General features: G+C 52.6%; 14 protein-coding genes and 4 tRNA genes. 5 read left to right on the top strand and 13 right to left on the bottom strand.

Features of this window, described 5'->3' with window-relative positions; genetic code table 11:
• Positions 1-65 precede the first annotated feature (65 nt).
• The gene (corA, locus tag AB3G37_RS23185) at positions 66-1019 is read right to left on the bottom strand and encodes a magnesium/cobalt transporter CorA (RefSeq protein WP_009637847.1); all 954 of its coding nucleotides are present in this window, start codon (positions 1017-1019) and stop codon (positions 66-68) included.
• 456 nt (positions 1020-1475) lie between these two features.
• Here corA and AB3G37_RS23190 point away from each other — a divergent pair, with 456 nt between their 5' ends.
• Positions 1476-1952, top strand: coding sequence for a WbuC family cupin fold metalloprotein (locus AB3G37_RS23190; protein WP_369789207.1), 477 nt, complete (start codon positions 1476-1478; stop codon positions 1950-1952).
• Positions 1953-2147: 195 nt separating this feature from the next.
• On the opposite strand, the gene uvrD is transcribed toward AB3G37_RS23190, so the two are convergent.
• From uvrD to AB3G37_RS23225, 7 genes are all read right to left on the bottom strand, one after another.
• Positions 2148-4313, bottom strand: coding sequence for a DNA helicase II (gene uvrD, locus AB3G37_RS23195; RefSeq protein ID WP_369789208.1), 2166 nt, complete (start codon positions 4311-4313; stop codon positions 2148-2150).
• 120 nt (positions 4314-4433) lie between these two features.
• Positions 4434-5150, bottom strand: coding sequence for a 5-amino-6-(5-phospho-D-ribitylamino)uracil phosphatase YigB (gene yigB / locus AB3G37_RS23200; protein WP_009637850.1), 717 nt, complete (start codon positions 5148-5150; stop codon positions 4434-4436).
• Positions 5150-6061: a tyrosine recombinase XerC gene (gene xerC, locus AB3G37_RS23205; RefSeq protein WP_369789209.1), complete on the bottom strand. Its 912-nt coding sequence runs from the start codon at positions 6059-6061 to the stop codon at positions 5150-5152. Before xerC ends, yigB begins: the two co-directional genes overlap by 1 nt.
• Entirely contained in the window at positions 6058-6768 is a 711-nt protein-coding gene (locus tag AB3G37_RS23210) for a DUF484 domain-containing protein (protein WP_369789210.1), read from the bottom strand. The genes xerC and AB3G37_RS23210 overlap by 4 nt, the downstream gene beginning before the upstream one ends.
• On the bottom strand, positions 6765-7589 hold the full coding sequence (gene dapF / locus AB3G37_RS23215) for a diaminopimelate epimerase (RefSeq protein ID WP_009637853.1): 825 nt from the start codon (positions 7587-7589) through the stop codon (positions 6765-6767). Before dapF ends, AB3G37_RS23210 begins: the two co-directional genes overlap by 4 nt.
• A gap of 57 nt (positions 7590-7646) precedes the next feature.
• The gene (locus tag AB3G37_RS23220) at positions 7647-7841 is read right to left on the bottom strand and encodes a lipoprotein (RefSeq protein WP_037378880.1); all 195 of its coding nucleotides are present in this window, start codon (positions 7839-7841) and stop codon (positions 7647-7649) included.
• Positions 7842-7986: 145 nt separating this feature from the next.
• Positions 7987-10545, bottom strand: a complete 2559-nt coding sequence (locus AB3G37_RS23225) for a class I adenylate cyclase (RefSeq protein ID WP_369789211.1) — start codon at positions 10543-10545, stop codon at positions 7987-7989.
• Positions 10546-10856: 311 nt separating this feature from the next.
• On the opposite strand from AB3G37_RS23225, the gene hemC reads away from it, so the two are divergent.
• From hemC to hemY, 4 genes are read left to right on the top strand one after another with little or no spacing between them, the layout of a single operon-like run.
• The gene (gene hemC, locus AB3G37_RS23230; RefSeq protein ID WP_369789212.1) at positions 10857-11798 is read left to right on the top strand and encodes a hydroxymethylbilane synthase; all 942 of its coding nucleotides are present in this window, start codon (positions 10857-10859) and stop codon (positions 11796-11798) included.
• Positions 11795-12535 (top strand): uroporphyrinogen-III synthase, encoded by a 741-nt coding sequence (gene hemD / locus AB3G37_RS23235; RefSeq protein ID WP_009637857.1) that lies wholly within the window; start codon positions 11795-11797, stop codon positions 12533-12535. Before hemC ends, hemD begins: the two co-directional genes overlap by 4 nt.
• Before the next feature lie 22 nt (positions 12536-12557).
• Positions 12558-13721 carry a uroporphyrinogen-III C-methyltransferase gene (gene hemX, locus AB3G37_RS23240; protein WP_009637858.1) on the top strand — a complete coding sequence of 388 codons (1164 nt, stop codon included), beginning with the start codon at positions 12558-12560 and terminating at the stop codon, positions 13719-13721.
• A 3-nt stretch (positions 13722-13724) separates the two neighbouring features.
• Positions 13725-14918 carry a protoheme IX biogenesis protein HemY gene (hemY, locus tag AB3G37_RS23245; RefSeq protein ID WP_009637859.1) on the top strand — a complete coding sequence of 398 codons (1194 nt, stop codon included), beginning with the start codon at positions 13725-13727 and terminating at the stop codon, positions 14916-14918.
• Positions 14919-15666: 748 nt separating this feature from the next.
• On the opposite strand, the gene AB3G37_RS23250 is transcribed toward hemY, so the two are convergent.
• The 5 genes from AB3G37_RS23250 to AB3G37_RS23270 all read right to left on the bottom strand — a co-directional run bounded on the left by AB3G37_RS23250 (position 15667) and on the right by AB3G37_RS23270 (position 17696).
• Positions 15667-15743: transfer RNA gene (locus AB3G37_RS23250), tRNA-Pro, on the bottom strand.
• Between the two features lie 68 nt (positions 15744-15811).
• Positions 15812-15898, bottom strand: a tRNA-Leu gene (locus AB3G37_RS23255).
• Between the two features lie 52 nt (positions 15899-15950).
• A tRNA-His gene (locus AB3G37_RS23260) sits at positions 15951-16026 on the bottom strand.
• A 67-nt stretch (positions 16027-16093) separates the two neighbouring features.
• A tRNA-Arg gene (locus AB3G37_RS23265) sits at positions 16094-16170 on the bottom strand.
• Between the two features lie 152 nt (positions 16171-16322).
• Complete coding sequence (locus AB3G37_RS23270) at positions 16323-17696, bottom strand: amino acid permease (RefSeq protein ID WP_009637860.1); 1374 nt, start codon at positions 17694-17696, stop codon at positions 16323-16325.
• Positions 17697-17849 lie beyond the last annotated feature (153 nt).

Genomic DNA, 17849 nt, shown 5'->3' on the forward strand with positions numbered 1-17849 from the left:
AACAGGTAAGAGTAGGGCAGAAATTCCCCGGCGAACCGGGGAATTTGTCACGGGTGAAATTAGCGTTACAGCCAGTTTTTTCTTTTGAAATACAGATAGGGTGCAAGGCCCGCCAGCAGCATTAATACCAGCGCTGCCGGGTAACCAAATTCCAGTTTTAGCTCAGGCATAAACTGGAAGTTCATCCCGTAACTCGATGCCACCAGCGTCGGCGGCAGGAACACAACCGAAACCACCGAGAAAATTTTGATGATGCGATTCTGCTCGATGTTGATAAAGCCCATCGCCGCCTGCATCAGGAAGTTGACCTTTTGGAACAACGATTCGTTGTGCGGCAGCAGCGACTCGATGTCACGCAATACTTCACGCGCCTGCTCAAGCTGTCCGCCAGGTAAACGGGCTTTACGCACCAGGAAATTCAGCGCGCGCTGGGTGTCCATCAGACACAGGCGAACCTTCCAGCCGATATCTTCCAGCTCAGCCAGCGTAGAAAGCGCGGCGTCGTACTCATCGCCCTGATGCCCTTCCATAATCACGCGCGAGAGCTTCTCCAGATCGCTGTAGATGTTTTCGATCTCATCGGCCAGCTGTTCGATTTTAGTTTCGAACAGATCGAGTAGCAGCTCGTAGGCATTGCCGTCGGTCAGTTGCTGATTTCTGGCGCGCATGCGGTACAGGCGAAACGCCGGCAGTTCGCGCTCACGCAGAGTAAACAGGCGACCGTCGCGGATGGTAAATGCCACGGTGCTGTTACCAGCGTGATCTTCCGCGTCTTCGTAATAGAAGAAGGAGTGAATATGCAGGCCGTCTTCGTCTTCAAAAAAACGTGCCGACGCTTCGATATCGTCCAGTTCTGGCCGGGTTGCCAGACTTTGCCCTAATTCGTTCTGTACGCGATCGCGTTCCAGATCGTCAGGCTCAACCAAATCGACCCACAGAGACTCAGACAGAGAGGTCTCTGATTCATCCAGTTCCAAACGGGATAAGCGGCTGTTATCTAATTTAAAAGCACTCAGCATGTGCCCGTTCTCCCTAATGGTGACAGGTTTAGACAACGCATTGAAGCACTAGGGGAAACACAGGTGAAAGTCACCAGCATGTTTCAGACCCGATTCAGGTCTGACTCACAGCGACGGGTTGGAGCCGCTGACAACCAAGTTAAGCAGGATTCGATTATCCGCTCTCTGGCCGTCAGCAATGAGGGCCTAGGAGTGGAACCTGCTTAACAGATTATTGAGCCAGTATCGACTGGGTGCGTCCAAGGCGAAAATCCTCATAAATAATAGTGCGCGCATGTTACGCCGATAAGAAAAAGACTGTCAACCGGGAAGGTGCTTAATTCCGCAACATTTCGGCATGATTTTCAACCGTCCATCAACAGTCTGCCTGCTTACCCGCAAGACGTTTTTTGACTACACTCTGTAGCACACCAAATCGAAATTCGCCCCACCACTCCATACTTTTCAGGATCAAAAATGATTAAGCAAATTACCCGTGAAAATCTTGGCCAACTCGCGAGCAAAGCGGAACAATCGCCGCGCCTGCGCACCAATCTTAACCTGCATCCTGACGTCAACGATCCGGTACAACGACTGGCAGTGACCATGGAGCCACAAAGCTATGTGCGCATCCATCGCCATCCGCATACCTGGGAATTATTGAGCATTTTGAGCGGCCGTCTTGTTGTATTGATTTACAATTCAGAGGGAAAAATAACCGAACGGCTGGTGTTGGGTGAAGAGACACGAACGCTGGAAATTCCGGCGGGTATTTGGCACAGCGCGATTGCATTGGATAAAGGCACCACTTTCCTGGAAATTAAACAGGGGCCTTATGTCCCTGTGCCAGAGGAAGATACCTTCTCCGGCAGCCCGGCCGAAGGCGACGACAAATCCGCAGCGATTATGGCCTGGTATCCGGATGCCAAAGTGGGCGATACCGTGAAGTTTTAAGCTTTTAAACACAGAAAACGCCCAAACGAGGGCGTTATTGTCGTAGGCAGTTTGAGTGCTCTACTCATTGAATATCACATTTAAGCGCAAGCGTCGCGGCTATGTTGAGTGCGGACAGCGCGGAGAAACCGGAGCGTACATTAGTACGTGAGGATTTCGAGCACTGCCCAAGCTCAACAGAGCAAGTAAGCTAGCTTAAACCGCCTCAAGGCGGGCATAGGCGGCGACTAACCATTTAATGCCTTCGCCGGGGAAGGCGATCTGCAGGCGGCTGTGTTCACCGCTACCTTCCAGATTGACGATGGTGCCTTCACCGAATTTTGGATGACGCACTCGTTGCCCCAAAGCGAAGCCGCTGCTGTTTTCACTGAGCACCGGCGTGCCCATGCTGCGGTGTTTGACCTGACGCGTCACGCTGGCGCGTAACCGCACCTCTTCAACGCAGTTTTCCGGCAGTTCGCCAACAAAACGTGAAGGCCGATGATAGACCTCTTTACCGTACAATCGGCGAGTTTCGGCGTAGGTCAGAGTCAGCTTTTTCATTGCACGGGTTACGCCAACGTAGGCCAGTCGACGCTCTTCTTCAAGACGCCCGCCCTCATCCAGCGACATCTGGCTCGGGAACATCCCCTCTTCCATACCGACAATAAACACCTGCGGGAATTCCAGTCCTTTAGCCGAGTGCAGCGTCATCAGTTGCACCGCGTCCTGATAAGCATCTGCCTGCCCTTCTCCGGCTTCCAGCGCGGCGTGAGAAAGGAAAGCCTGCAACGGCATCAGATCCTGGTCTTCATCCTGATAGCTGAACTGACGCGTTGCCGTCACCAGTTCCTCAAGGTTTTCAATACGCGCCTGGCCTTTTTCGCCTTTTTCCTGCTCATACATGATAAACAGGCCAGAGTCTTTGATCACCCGGTCGGTCTGAACGTGCAATGGCATCTCTGCCGTTTCGTGCGCCAGCGCGTCTACCAGCTCGGTAAAGCGTTGTAGTGAAGACGCTGCGCGACCGGCCAATACCTTTTCCTGCAACAGCACGCGAGTTGCCTGCCACATAGTCAGCTGACGATCGCGAGCCGTTTGACGCACCACTTCGAGGGTGCGATCGCCGATGCCACGCGTCGGAGTATTCACCACGCGCTCAAAAGCGGCATCGTCGTTGCGGTTAGCCATCAGGCGAAGGTAAGCCAACGCGTCTTTAATTTCCTGACGTTCGAAGAATCGCTGGCCACCGTAGATGCGATATGGCATCGCCATCTGCAATAAAGCCTCTTCCAGCACGCGCGATTGGGCATTGCTGCGATAAAGAATCGCGCAGTCGTTCAGCGCCCCACCGTTGTCCTGCCACGCCTTGATGCGGTTAACCACGAAGCGGGATTCATCTAGCTCGTTAAACGCACAGTAAAGAGAAATGGGTTCGCCTTCGACACCCTCGGTCCAGAGGTTTTTACCCATACGGCCATTGTTATTGGCAATCAGCGAGTTGGCAGCGGTCAGAATGGTGCTGGTGGAACGATAGTTCTGCTCGAGGCGAATAGTTTCCGCGCCGGGGAAATCCTGCAGGAAACGCTGGATGTTTTCCACCTGCGCACCACGCCAGCCGTAGATTGACTGGTCATCGTCGCCGACGATCATCACGTTGTTATTTTCACCGCACAGCAGGCGGATCCAGGCGTACTGAATGCTGTTGGTATCCTGGAACTCGTCCACCATCAGGTTGGTAAAACGCTCACGGTAGTGTTGCAAGATATGCGGCTTGTTCAGCCACAGCTCGTGAGCGCGCAGCAGCAGCTCGGCGAAATCCACCAGACCGGCGCGATCGCAGGCTTCCTGATAGGCCTGATAAATCCTCAGCCAGGTAGCTTCAACTGGATTACCATAGCTTTCAACGTGTTGAGGACGAAGACCTTCATCTTTTTTGCCATTGATGTACCACATAGCCTGACGCGGCGGCCACTGTTTGTCGTCGATGTTCAGCGCTTTGATAATACGCTTGAGCAGGCGGAGCTGGTCGTCGCTGTCGAGGATCTGGAAGTCCTGCGGCAAATTGGCGTCAAGATGATGGGCGCGCAGCAGGCGGTGAGCCAGGCCGTGGAAAGTACCAATCCACATGCCACCCTGGCTGGTGCCAATCAGCTGTTCAATACGGTGGCGCATTTCGGCTGCGGCCTTGTTGGTAAAGGTCACCGCCATAATGGAATACGGGGAGCAGTTCTCTACTGACAGCAGCCAGGCGATGCGATGCACCAGAACTCGGGTTTTCCCGCTGCCTGCACCTGCCAGCACTAAAAGATTGCTGCGCTTGGCGCCTACGGCTTCGCGTTGTTTTTCATTAAGGCTGTCGAGCAGGTCAGAAACGTCCATAAGCACCGTTTGTCTGGATAGAGAATTGCATCCACGGGAAGGTCGAAGAAATTTCGACCACCCCAAGGAGGTTTACTGCTGTTATATACAGTATATTATCACAAAAGGCTACCCGAGGTATCACAGTAGCGTGGTGAGAGAGCTTAGTGCGTTGATCTCGATGTGCGGCAACAGGCGCGCATCGGGAATAGTCATCAGATTACCCTGACGCAGGTTGATCCAGCAGGCCTGCATGCCACAGCGAACAGAACCGGCGACGTCTGTGGTCAAGTCGTCGCCAACGTGGAGAATGTTGGCTAGCGGCAAGTCAAGACGCTCGGCCGCCAGTTGGTACATGTCGTCCCACGGCTTGGCGCGCCCGTCCCGCCCGGCAACCAGTGTAAACTCGAAATGCTTCGACAGGCCGCACAGGTCGGGATTGGCATTGCCGTTGGTGATCGCCACCAGCGGGAATTTTTTGCCCAGCGCGGCAAGCGTGTCGTGGGTTTCCTGCGGTACATCAATGCGGCTGCGCCATTGAGCAAAGTTCTGCATCGTAGCTTCGGCACCGGCTGTGGATTCTGCCTCGCTCAACCCGCGACGCAGCAACGTGTGGTACAGCGCCTTATGACGCCACGCGGTAACGTCATGATAAATTTCTGCATCCTGTTCGAGCAGCTCCGCTCGCACCGCCCGCCATTCTGCCGATTCGATATCTGCGGTCGCCGGATGGTACTGACGCAAAAACTGCATCGTTTCCGACTCGGTACGGACAATCACCGGATAGTTATCGTAAAGCGTATCGTCGAGATCGAATGTGATCGCCTCGATCTGTTGCAGGGGACGGTAGAACTTCATCAGGATTTTCCTCGTTTAGCGCGGGGATGCGCGGCATCGTAAACTGACGCCAAATGTTGAAAGTCGAGATGGGTATAGATTTGCGTGGTCGACAGGTTGGCGTGGCCCAGTAACTCCTGGACGGCGCGCAAATCACCACTCGACTCCAGAACGTGCGTCGCAAAGGAATGGCGCAGCTTGTGGGGATGAATATGACTGTTCACGCCCTGCTTGATGCCCCACTCTGCAAAGCGCTTTTGCACGTTGCGGGTTGAAATTCTTCGGCCCTGATTAGATAAAAACATCGCGTCATCTTCAGGTCCGAACAGGTCACGCAGCGCCAGCCAGTTCTCAAGCCAGGTGACCGCCGTGCGGCCAATCGGCAGTTTTCGCTCTTTGCTCCCTTTACCCATCACCCAAACTTCGCCGGAGGGTAAATCAACGTGTCCGAGATTTATGCCCACCAACTCAGATAAACGCAGGCCCGCGCCATACATTACTTCGAGCATAGCGCGATCGCGAACCGCGAGCGGATCATTGAGGTCGATATTCAGTAACTGCCCGACTTCATCGACGTCGATATTTTTAGGCAGATGGCGCGGCGCGCGCGGGGTAGAAATTCCTTTGGCTGGATTAGCCTTGAGCACGCCCTGATGCACCTGCCAGTCAAGGAAGCTGCGCAACGCCGAAAGGCGCAATGCCAAGCTGGACGCGCCGAGACCCGCGCGTTTACTGCGAGCTGTGAGCATGCGAACTTTGGCGGCGTCAAGGTCGCGCCAGTCAGTCAGATTCAGATCGGCAGCCATGCCAATCAGCGCCTGAAGTTGATGGTGATAACTGCTTTGCGTTAGCGGGCTGAGCTGGCGCTCGACCCGCAGATAACGTAAGAATGCCTCGACCGCGGGTTGCAGTGGCGAGTCAGTTTGACTCATGCGCGCTCTATCCAGCGCGACACCAGGCCGGGTAGCATTTTTGCCAGCTGGTCGAGCATCACGGTGCCCATTCCTGCCTGATAGTGTTGCGGATCGCGGCTGCTGAAAATCAGCATCCCCAATTCGCCTTCCTGGCCCATCAGCGACAGCGCAACTGAGCCGACCGCCTTGGCCTGAGGCAGAACCAGCAACAGTTCCGGGCCGTTAAGACTGCCGAGGAAATGGTGGGTATCACCAAGTCTTTGAATACGTAAAGATTCAAACGAGCTGCGCGTCAAAGCTAGATGCGTGAAATCGGAAGGCGCGCCAATTCGCCAGCTTTCGCTAAACAGCCGAACGTTGGCACCCGCCAATCCAAAACCTCGGCCCCAGCGTTGCAAACGGTTAAGCATGTCTTGCAGGCTGGTAGCGTCGGCGAGATTGGCTTGCAGCTCAATCAGGCGGCCAAACAGGGTTTCATTAATGGTCGCCTGTTCCATCAGCAGGGTAATTTCTTCTTCCAGCCGGGAAATCTGGTTACGTTGACGTCCAAGCTGCCATTCCACCAGCGAGATACTGCCTTTCACCGGGTGCGGAATGTGCATTTGCTCAACGCTGCGCGAGTTTCTAATAAAAAAATCAGGGTTTTGCAGCAAATACTGCATTACCAGCTCGTCATCAAGCTCGGCAACGTTGGCGCTTTCTATCTGATCATCAAGATTGTTCATAGATGAATGAATCCGTCATAAACATGGGTGGCAGGTCCGGTCATAAACAGCGGATGGCCCGGCCCTTTCCAGCGAATGTTGAGGCTGCCTCCCGGCAGGTCCACCTGAACTTCTTCCGCAAGCAGCCCTTGATGTATGCCAATTGCGACTGCTGCACAGGCACCGCTTCCGCAGGCCTGCGTTTCTCCCGCACCACGCTCGTACACTCGCAGCTTGATGCTGGCGGTGTGAATCACCTGCATAAAACCGACGTTAACACGTTCTGGAAAACGTTCGTGACTTTCGAGCAGTGGGCCAAGATGTTCTACGCCGGCAGTGACCACGTCGTCAACCTGTAACACGCAATGAGGATTGCCCATCGAGACGACGCCACACAGTACAGTGTGTTCTTCTGCCCGTAAAATATAGGTTTTTTCAGGTTTAGGGGCACGGAAAGGAATTTGCTGCGGCTCAAAAATCGGCTCGCCCATATTCACTTCAACCAGCTCGTCTTCCGTCACCGTGAGAGTCATGCGCCCGTTTTGGGTGCTGACCTGAATTTCACGTTTGTTGGTTAGCCCCTTGATACGGACAAAACGGGCGAAACAGCGTGCCCCGTTGCCGCACTGCATGACTTCGCTGCCGTCGGCGTTGAAGATGCGATAATGAAAATCCAGTTCAGGATCGTAAGGAGGCTCGACGACCAGCAATTGGTCGAAGCCGACGCCTCGGTTACGATCGGAAAGTCGGCGGATCAGTTCGGGAGAGAAGTAAACATTTTGGGTGACGGCGTCAACGACCATAAAGTCATTGCCCAGGCCGTGCATTTTAGCGAACTGCATATCTTACTCCGCTTGACCTCTGGCCATCGCCAGAAGAGTGATCCTGTTGCTTGACGATTAGTAAAGCTGCCCGCTGTTTTTAGCCGCGTCTTTATCAGGAGAAACACCGGTTGCCTGATTCGCGTTAGGCGCTACTGCTTTTTGGTTGGCAGATTTAGCGGCTGGCGGGAAGTACAACGGCCCTTTCAATCCACAGCCGGAAAGTGCAAACAGGGCCATAGCAGCCATAGAGCAACGTAGTGCGGTTTTCATATGCAAATTTTTCATTTTGATTGTTTTCATTTTAACCAGGATCTGCGATCCACCGTCCAAGCTCTCTATAATCGCAGTTGGATCATGAAAAGCAATAGGAATCGATTATCAAAAACAGGGAACAGTCGCGTAGGCTATCGACAGATCAGTGGATTTGAAACTGCTGCGCCAGGCTGGCAGGTTCCGAACCGACTTCCGGCACCGCCGCGTAAAGGTGCGACAGAACGTTGCTGCGGAAAGGGATAACCTGGGTACGCCCTTCAAGCGAGACAATCTGGTAGAACTGCGGCAAGTTAAAATTCACAAAACTTGAACCGTAGGTGAATCGATCGTGGGATGACGAATAAAAACGGCTGACGTCGCGCACCAGATCTTCTTTGCTGCCTTCGCAATGGTGATAAACCTCGACGCGATTCGACTCATCCAGAATATAGATGTTAAAGCCGACCTCATCGCTGCTGGTTTCGAAGAAAAACTGGATGATCCCTTCGCTGGCGTAGCCGTCAACTACCGACGGCAGATGCACCTGTGAGGTATCCATTTTGACCGACAAACCGTGCAGTTTGTTATTGGAGATAGCGCCGTAGAATTCGATGGCGTTTTCGAGTTTTTGCACCGAAACGGAGAGACGTTCGAAGAACAGTCCCCAGGTCTGACCGGAAACTCTCACCGCTTTGAAACGACCTGGCTCAAGGCGCTTGCTCGACAGGCGCAACTCAATGCATTCAGACACTAACTGCTGAATACGGGTGCGGATCAGGCCGCGCAAATGCTGGCTATAGCAGAAGACTTCTACAGACTCCGGCGGCGCGGCATCCTGATGCATTTTACCCAGGATGGTTTTCAGCGCTTCAAGCACCGCTTGCTCACTGCTGAAATGCAAGGTACGCACTTCATTCCACGAGTTGCGATACAGCAGGTCAATACTGCCCACCAGGCACTGCTGCTGTTCGCCGAAGCTGAATACGTCGAGCTTGCGGAAATCAAAATGCACCACCTGATTACGAAATGCCGCGGTCGGATCGTGCTCTAGATTGACGATGATCGACAAATGACGGATTTCACAAGGGCTATACAGCGCCTTTGGCGTCGGGGCAGGCAGGCGGATAGGGAAATTGTTTGAGATATCTGCCACCAGCTCGCGCAGCTTGGAGATATCACATAAGTTGCTGCTTTTGATGTGCAGACGCGTAGTCGGCGTCAGCAGCCCGTTGAAATAGGCCCAGGCCACCAGCTTGCTTAGGTAGCGGTTATATTCCAGCGGTTGATGGCTGATAATCGAATCCATCGACGGCGACTGATTATAGAGATACCAGCCTGTCCGATTGGCGCGCCCGGTCGGAACGTGAATAAAGGTCAAATCGCTTTCGGAAAGGTCAGGCGAAATCTGTGGGTTAACCAGCGTGACTTTACCCGGCAGCGCTTCAAAGGCGGCATACAGTTTACGGGTCAATACGCCGATATCCTGCGGACTGGCGCTGACACTAAGGTTGTTACGGCGCGCAAAGCGGATCAGGTTACGATAACTTTGCATCATCGCATCAAGCAGCTCGTTGTGTGCTTCACGCACGCGCTCGATTTTCCAGTTGGCTCGGTTATCGAGTATCGCCAGCCGCTCTTCACTCCAGCCCCACTCGCTGACCAGCTGAGTCAGAATTTCACGACGCCAGCCCACCGTGGCGCGAGTGCGAGAGAGTTTTTCATGCACTTTGAGATAGAAACAGCGGCGAACCAGGTCAAGACGGGTGAAGTCTTCCACCTGCGTCAGATAACGGGTCACGCGGTCGAGCATCATGCAGTAGGCGTCAAGACCGAAGCAGACAATCTCCCCTTGGTGCAGACGCTGTTTGATGTCCATCGCCAACAGCTGGGTATTAGGGTATTCCCAGGAATAGGCTTCAAGCAGCAAGGTTTTCAACACCGCCTTGTAAGGCGAGTCGATACTTTTATATAGCTGCCACAGGCTGGCACCGAAATACTCCTCGGCAGACAGCGTGCTCAGGCCGCCGAGGTCAAGCCACTCGTTCGGCGTGAGCGCACCCTGTGAATAAAGGGAGAGCACGTACTCATCGTAATGCGCCTCTTCTTCGCCCGGCACCATATTCCACAGAATACGTTTGCCGGCGAGACGCACGGCGGTACGGTAAAATTCATCGAGCAGCAAGATATGCTGAGTGGAACCACAGTCCTCACCACTCAGGCTGCCGCTTTCATTATGGCGAAAGCGGTTTTCATCAATCAGGAAGAAGCTGACCTCAACGCCCATCGACGCCGCCCATTTTTCGAGCAGCAGGCATTTTTCCTGCAGGCGATTACGCTCTTCGTTGTCTAGCCAGGATTGATGACAGACCCAAATGTCGAGATCGGAAGATTGGCTCTGACCAATCGACGAGGTGCTGCCCATTGAATAGACGCCGGTAATCGGCAGTTCGCCTTTAACCGTCGGCTCAAAAGGACTGCCCCATTTCTCGGCAAGAGTGTTCAAATAGGTTTGTTGGGATTCATCAGGCGTAAAAATGCAGACGCCATGGGGCACTTTACCTTCAAGGTAACCCGGCATCAGGGGATGGTGGTGATGTAACAAGACGGGCAACAGACTATAGACCTGCTGGAAAGCGGGTCCTTGAGCCACAACTGCGCGATCAACGCGAAGCTGATTAATTGCATCCAATCTTTGCTTTAATGTCTCGATGTAGAGGTACAAGACTTTTCGCCCGATTTTCTTCCAGTGTCTAGAAACAACCCCGTATCCAAATACGCCATTAGTTTTTAAAAACTTTAATTTGAAATATGTATTTGACGTATTATTGCTGGAAACGTGATCAATTTAACACCTTGCTGTTTGACCGTAAAGGAAGTAACGCACCACAATTACTGTTGCGTCTCTATACATTTTACTTCCTGATCCGTCATGCCACAAATTTCCCTGTTAAACCGTCACAACTTCCCTGATCGCTGACACCTCATCACCGTAGGTGGTAGGATGGTCTGCGAAATTAAAAAACGGTAAGAAGAATGTTAGACAAAACCATCCGAATTGCCACTCGACAGAGCCCGCTAGCCCTGTGGCAGGCACAATTTGTTCAAAGTCAGCTTAAAGCTTTTCATCCGGATTTGCAGGTTGAATTAGTCCCGATGGTCACCAAAGGTGACATCATTCTGGATACGCCACTGGCCAAAGTTGGCGGTAAAGGCTTGTTCGTCAAAGAGCTTGAGCTGGCCTTGCTGGAAGGCCGCGCCGATATCGCCGTTCATTCAATGAAAGACGTACCGGTCGATTTCCCGGAAGGCCTTGGGCTGGTCACGATTTGCGAGCGCGAAGACCCGCGCGATGCTTTCGTTTCCAATCACTTTGCCAGCCTCGACGATCTGCCTCTGGGTAGCGTAGTAGGCACTTCAAGCCTGCGTCGTCAGTGTCAACTGCGTCAGCAACGCCCAGATCTGCAAATTCGCGATCTGCGCGGCAACGTTGGCACCCGTCTGGGTAAGCTCGATAATGGCGATTACGACGCGATTATTCTGGCTGTCGCCGGTCTGAAACGCCTGGGTCTGGACTCACGCGTTCGCGCTGCGCTGACGCCGGAAGAGTGCCTGCCCGCCGTCGGTCAAGGTGCCGTGGGTATTGAATGCCGTCTCGACGACGTTCGCACTCGGGAGTTACTGGCCCCGCTGGCTCATGTAGAAACGACACTGCGCGTTGCCGCAGAGCGTGCGATGAACATGCGTCTTGAAGGCGGTTGTCAGGTACCGATCGGCAGTTATGCGGAGCTTGAAGGCGATACCCTTTGGCTGCGCGCGCTGGTTGGCGCGCCGGACGGTAGTCAAATGGTGCGCGGCGAACGTCGTGGCCCGACATCCGAAGCGGAAAGCATGGGCATCAGTCTGGCGGAAGAGTTGTTGAACGCCGGAGCACGCGAAATCTTGCAGGAAGTCTACCAGGGTAACGCACCAAAATGACCATTCTGGTGACCCGCCCTTCACCTTCGGGAGAACAGCTTGTAGCCCGGCTTCGTACGCTGGGTAGGGTCGCCTATCACTCGCCTTTAATCGAGTTTGCACCGGGTAGCGAGCTTGCGCAGCTGCCCACAATGCTATCCTCGTTAAAGCCGCAGGATATGATTTTTGTCCTTTCCCAGTATGCGGTGAACTACGCTGACCGTGCGATACGTCAGCAGGCTCAACACTGGCCTGATTTTGTAAGCTATTATGCTATTGGGCGAACCACTGGTTTGCTGACGCATCGCGCCAGCAGCCTGCCGATAATTTATCCACAGGATGGCGAGACCAGCGAAACACTGTTGAATCTTCCTGCCTTGCAATCAATCAAAGGCCGTAATGCTTTGATTTTGCGTGGGAATGGCGGGCGAGAACTGCTGGCGGATACGCTGAGGGAGCGCGGTGTTAACGTAAGCTACTGTGAGTGTTATCGACGCAGCCCGATTTTCTATGATGGCAGTGAGCAAAGCTCAAGCTGGCAACGCGCCGGGGTGAATACTCTGGTGGTCACCAGCGGAGAAATGTTACAACAGTTATATACGTTAGTTCCTGATTACTATCGAACAAGTTGGCTTTTAAGCTGCACGTTGATAGTGGTCAGCGAACGTTTGGCAACCCTTGCCCGCCAACTTGGCTGGCAATCTATTAGGGTTGCAGATAACGCAGATAATGATGCGCTGATCCGTGCATTAAAATAACCTGACTAAGGGACGTGCCCAGATGACGGAACAAAAAAATCCTTCCGCAAAGGTAGATGAAACTCACATTGCGGTTGAGAGCCCCCAACAGCCAGACATTGCTTCTCGTGAAACCGTACAGAAAGAAAAACGTACGGGCCCCGTTTTGGGTGCAATCGCCATTGTGTTGGTGATCGCGCTTGGCGTAGGCATTTATTATCACGGACACCAACAGGCTCAGGCGGAAGTTGCTGCCAACGAAGCATTGCAAGACCAACTGGCGACGCTCAAGAGCAGCCAGCAGCAGGATAAGCAACAAATCGACACCTTGCTGAGCCAGCAGGATAAATCTCAGCAGGAAGCCACGCGCCAGCAAGCCTCTTACAGCCGTCAGTTAAGTGAGTTGCAGGATAAGGTCGCCAGCATTTCCGGCAGCGATGCCAAAACCTGGATGCTGTCGCAGGCAGATTTCCTGGTCAAACTGGCTGGTAGAAAACTGTGGAGCGATCAGGACGTTACCACTGCCGCCGCGCTGTTGAAAAGCGCGGACGCCAGCCTGGCCGACATGAACGACCCAAGCCTGATTGGCGTTCGTAAAGCGATTAATGACGATATCGGCAGCCTGTCCGCAGTGACTCAGGTCGATTTCGACGGCATCATCCTTAAGGTGAATCAGCTTTCAAATCAGGTTGATAACCTGCGTCTGGCTGATAACGACACGGATGACACGCCGATGGACAGCGACAGCGGCGAACTCTCCGGTTCACTGACAGAATGGCGTCAAAACCTGAGCAAGAGCTGGCACAACTTTATGTCCGATTTCATTACCATTCGTCGTCGCGACACCAGCGCCGAGCCGCTGTTAGCACCGAATCAGGACGTGTATCTGCGCGAAAACATCCGCTCGCGTCTACTGATTGCCGCACAGGCCGTGCCGCGTCATCAGAATGAAATCTATAAGCAGTCACTGGAAACGGTATCGACCTGGGTTCGCGCCTATTTTGATACAACCGATCCTTCGACCAAGGCGTTCCTTGCGGATCTCGATAGTCTGAGCCAACAGTCTGTTTCAATGGACGTTCCGGATCAGCTGAAAAGCCAGCCAATGCTGGAAAAACTGATGCAAACGCGCGTGCGCAATCTGCTTCAACAGCCTGCCGCGGCGGCGACCAGCAACGCCGCAACGACCAGCAAACAGGGGGAATAACGCATGCTACGTGTTCTCATACTGTTTCTAATCATTATTGCCGGGATTGTTGTTGGGCCAATGCTGGCCGGGCATCAGGGCTATGTATTGATCCAGACCGACAACTATAATGTTGAAACCAGCGTTACCGGTCTGGTGATCATGGCGATTCTGCTGTTTGTGGTGCTGTTTTTGATCGAATGGCTGCTGCGCCGTTTATTCCGTACCGGCGCAAATACTCGTGGCTGGTTTGTGGGCCGCAAGCGTTCAAAGGCGCGTAAACAGACCCAGCGCGCGATGATCAAGCTGGCAGAGGGCGACCATCGTCAGATGGAAAAGCTGCTGACCAGCAACGCTGCCCATGCCGATCAGCCGATGGTGAACTATTTGCTGGCGGCCGAAGCGGCTTCGCAGCGCGGTGACGAGATTCGCACTAACCAGTATTTGGAACGTGCCGCCGAGATTGCCGATACCGATCAGTTGCCGGTGGATATTACCCGCGTGCGTATTCAGCTGGCGCAGGGCGAGATCCACGCCGCACGTCACGGTGTCGATCGCCTGATTGGCCTGTCGCCACGTCACCCTGAAATTCTGCGTCTGGCAGAACAGGCATACATGCGCACGGGTGCTTACGCGTCGCTGATGGAAATTTTGCCCTCGATGGCGAAAGCGAATATCTATGACGAAGAGCAGCTGCAACGTGTTCAGGAACAAGCTTACGTCGGCATGATGAACCAGTTGATGGCTGAGGAAGGCAGTGAAGGCCTCAAGCGCTGGTGGAAGAATCAGAGTCGTAAAACCCGCCACGAACCTGCATTACAGGTAGCAATGGCGGCGCACTTGATTCAATGCAACGATCACGATCTGGCACAGGAAGTCATTCTTGATGGCCTGAAACGCCAATACGATGAACGCCTGGTAGCGATGCTGCCGAAACTGCGCTCAGGTAACTCGGATCAGATTGAGAAATTCCTGCGTCAGTCAATCAAGCAAAACGGTGCTACCCCGCTGCTAAGCAGCACGCTGGGACAAGTTTTGTTGAAGCATGGTGAATGGTTGCAGGCAAGTGAAGCGTTTCGTGAAGCGCTGCGACAACGGCCTGACGCCTACGATTACGCCTGGTTGGCCGATGCGCTTGATAAGCTGCACAAACCGGCTGAAGCGGCGGAGATGCGCCATCAGGGGCTGATGCTGACGATTAACAATTCGCAGCAATAACTCGCTTTAAAACTGATTAAAGCTCGCCAATCTGGCGGGCTTTTTTTTTCGCCGCAGGATCGGACGATTAATAAATCACAGGCAAAAAAAACACTTGCCGGAGAGACAAGTGTCAAAAACAATCAGGTCTTGGACAACAGGGGTAGTGTCACACTCAACGTTTTGTCTGCTGGTTGATAACGTTTGTCAGAGAGAACAATGGTTATCGGGCAGATAGACAAGAGACACTGTAATTTGGCTCTGCGTCATTCCCAGGGTTATGAAGCTACGCAATCATAAAAGGTGGAATGAGCATCTACGACAGAGATATTGCAGGGAGCGTGCCAGATCGGTTGATTACCTCATCCGACATGACTATATAAAATTATGCCTATGATAAATAAGTATAAATATTCAGTTATCCAAGAGCAGCATTTTCGGAATGAATTAACGTATTGTTAGAAAAAGATTTTTTACAGCAAATCTGTCGTCTTTCAGCGACACTATTAAGCACGAAGGTTTTTATCTTTTACTTTTCAGATAGATGAGTGTCTCTTACCAACGACAATCAATACTGGAATTTAAAGTATTACCTTTCCTGCCGATTAAACTCACAGATAAATGTCTATTAAAAACAAAAGCTTAACAGTTATTGTCGCTGAAAGGGAACAGAAGATGATTTAAGGGAAAGTAATGAGGTAATTCAACGGAATATGACAAAGAGGAAAAACAAAAAGCCCCGCATTTCTGCAGGGCTCTTTATTTGAATTGGTCGGCGAGAGAGGATTCGAACCTCCGACCCACTGGTCCCAAACCAGTTGCGCTACCAAGCTGCGCTACTCGCCGATGTCGTGCTTTTACTCTTTACAACCTGTCTTACGGATTACGTGGTACAGAGCTATTAAAGTTTTGTGTGGTGCGAAGAGAGGGACTTGAACCCTCACGTCCGTAAGAACACTAACACCTGAAGCTAGCGCGTCTACCAATTCCGCCACCTTCGCACTGTCACAAACTTTACTCTTTACAACTCACACTCACTTCACAAGGAAGAAGTGGGGTGGCTAATGGGGCTCGAACCCACGACAACTGGAATCACAATCCAGGGCTCTACCAACTGAGCTATAGCCACCATTGTATCTTTACTTCACGTCCGAAACTAACACCGCAACTCTTTGCGCAAAACCAACCGAGGTCAATGGTGCGCCCGACAGGATTCGAACCTGAGACCTCTGCCTCCGGAGGGCAGCGCTCTATCCAGCTGAGCTACGGGCGCTTAGCGCCGTTGCGGGTGGGGATACTACGGCTTAACCGCCATGCTGTCTAGTGCTTTTTTTTGAAAAAGTTTCGATTGATTACGAATTGTCCATTAAGCACTAAAAGTAAGCATATCAGGCTCCCCACCCACGCTTTTTTCTTTAAAAGCGCTTAACGGCTGCGGCGATTCATTCCCAAAGCCAGGTAAATAAGTGATACCGCAGCAATAAAAATTGCCCCAACCAGCAAAGAAATTCGCGTATCCGGGTTAATTGCCATACCAACCAGCACACAAAGCAGGAAAGCCAGGGTCAGATAGTTGGTATACGGGAATAAAATTGACTTAAACGGGTGCGCTTTCAATGCAGTGCGATGTGCTTCACGAAAACGCAGTTGGCTAATCAGCACCACAAACCACGGGATCATCCCCGGTAATACACTCGCACTATAGACATAGACGAACACTTGCTCGGGATTCGGGATCAAATAGTTCAGGCACGAGCCGACCAGCAGGCAAATAATCGTTACGGTAATGCCGTACACCGGCACACCGCTGGCAGAGACTTTAGACAGAAACGCTGGCAGCTGGCCGTTTTGCGACAGCGCGTAGAGCATACGGCCACAGCTGTACATGCCGCTGTTACAACCTGATAGCGCAGCAGTCAGCACCACAAAATTGATAATACCGGCCGCGGCGGTGATCCCGACTTTGGCGAAGGTCAGCACAAACGGGCTGCCGTGGGTGCCCATCTCATTCCATGGGAAAATGGTAATGATGACGAAAATCGCGCCAACATAAAAAATCAGAATACGCCACAGGATGTTATTAATCGCGCGTTTAAGGGTAACTTGCGGATTCTTGGCTTCACCGGCAGTGATCCCCACCAGTTCAACCCCCTGATACGACGCCACAACAATACAGAGCGCAAACAGGAAACCTTTCCAGCCTCCGGCAAAGAAACCGCCATGAACGGTCAGATTATCGAAACCGATGGCCTGCCCGTGGTTGCCAAAACCAAAGAAAATCACCGCCAGGCCGACGACGATCATCACAATAATGGTCGTGATTTTAATCAGCGCAAACCAGAACTCCATCTCACCGTAAAGCTTGACCGCCGCAAGGTTGGCCGCTGCAACGATGGCAACCGCCGCCAGCGCGGGGATCCACTGTGGCAAATGCGGAAACCAGTACTGGGCATAAACGCCGATGGCGGTAATTTCCGAAATCCCCACCGCTATCCACATAAACCAATAGCCCCAGGCGGTTAGATAACCGAAATACGGACCAAGATATTTATGAGCATAAACGGCAAACGATCCGGCGACGGGTTCGAGATGCAACATCTCGCCCATTGAACGCATAATAAAGAAGACAAACACGCCAGCCAGAATATATGCCAGCAAAACAGAAGGGCCTGCCCATCTCAATGTACTGGCGGCCCCCATAAACAATCCAACCCCGATAGTCCCGCCTAAGGCTATCAATTCAATGTGGCGGGCCTCCAACCCTCGATGAAGTCCGTTTTTTTCTTCGTTACTCGCCATAAATCCTCTGTTTCTCAAAGTGTTGTGTTTGTTCTGTTTTCCGGATTTTCCGGAATATTATTGTTATTTCCCAAGGTCAGGGCAGATAAAACGGCGGTATGGTTTCGTATTTTGGGGTCAGTTGCAAATGAGAATGAATAAAATAGCGGGGCA

Origin of the sequence: Rouxiella sp. WC2420, assembly GCF_041200025.1 — a bacterium.
Taxonomy (GTDB): Bacteria; Pseudomonadota; Gammaproteobacteria; order Enterobacterales; family Enterobacteriaceae; genus Rouxiella.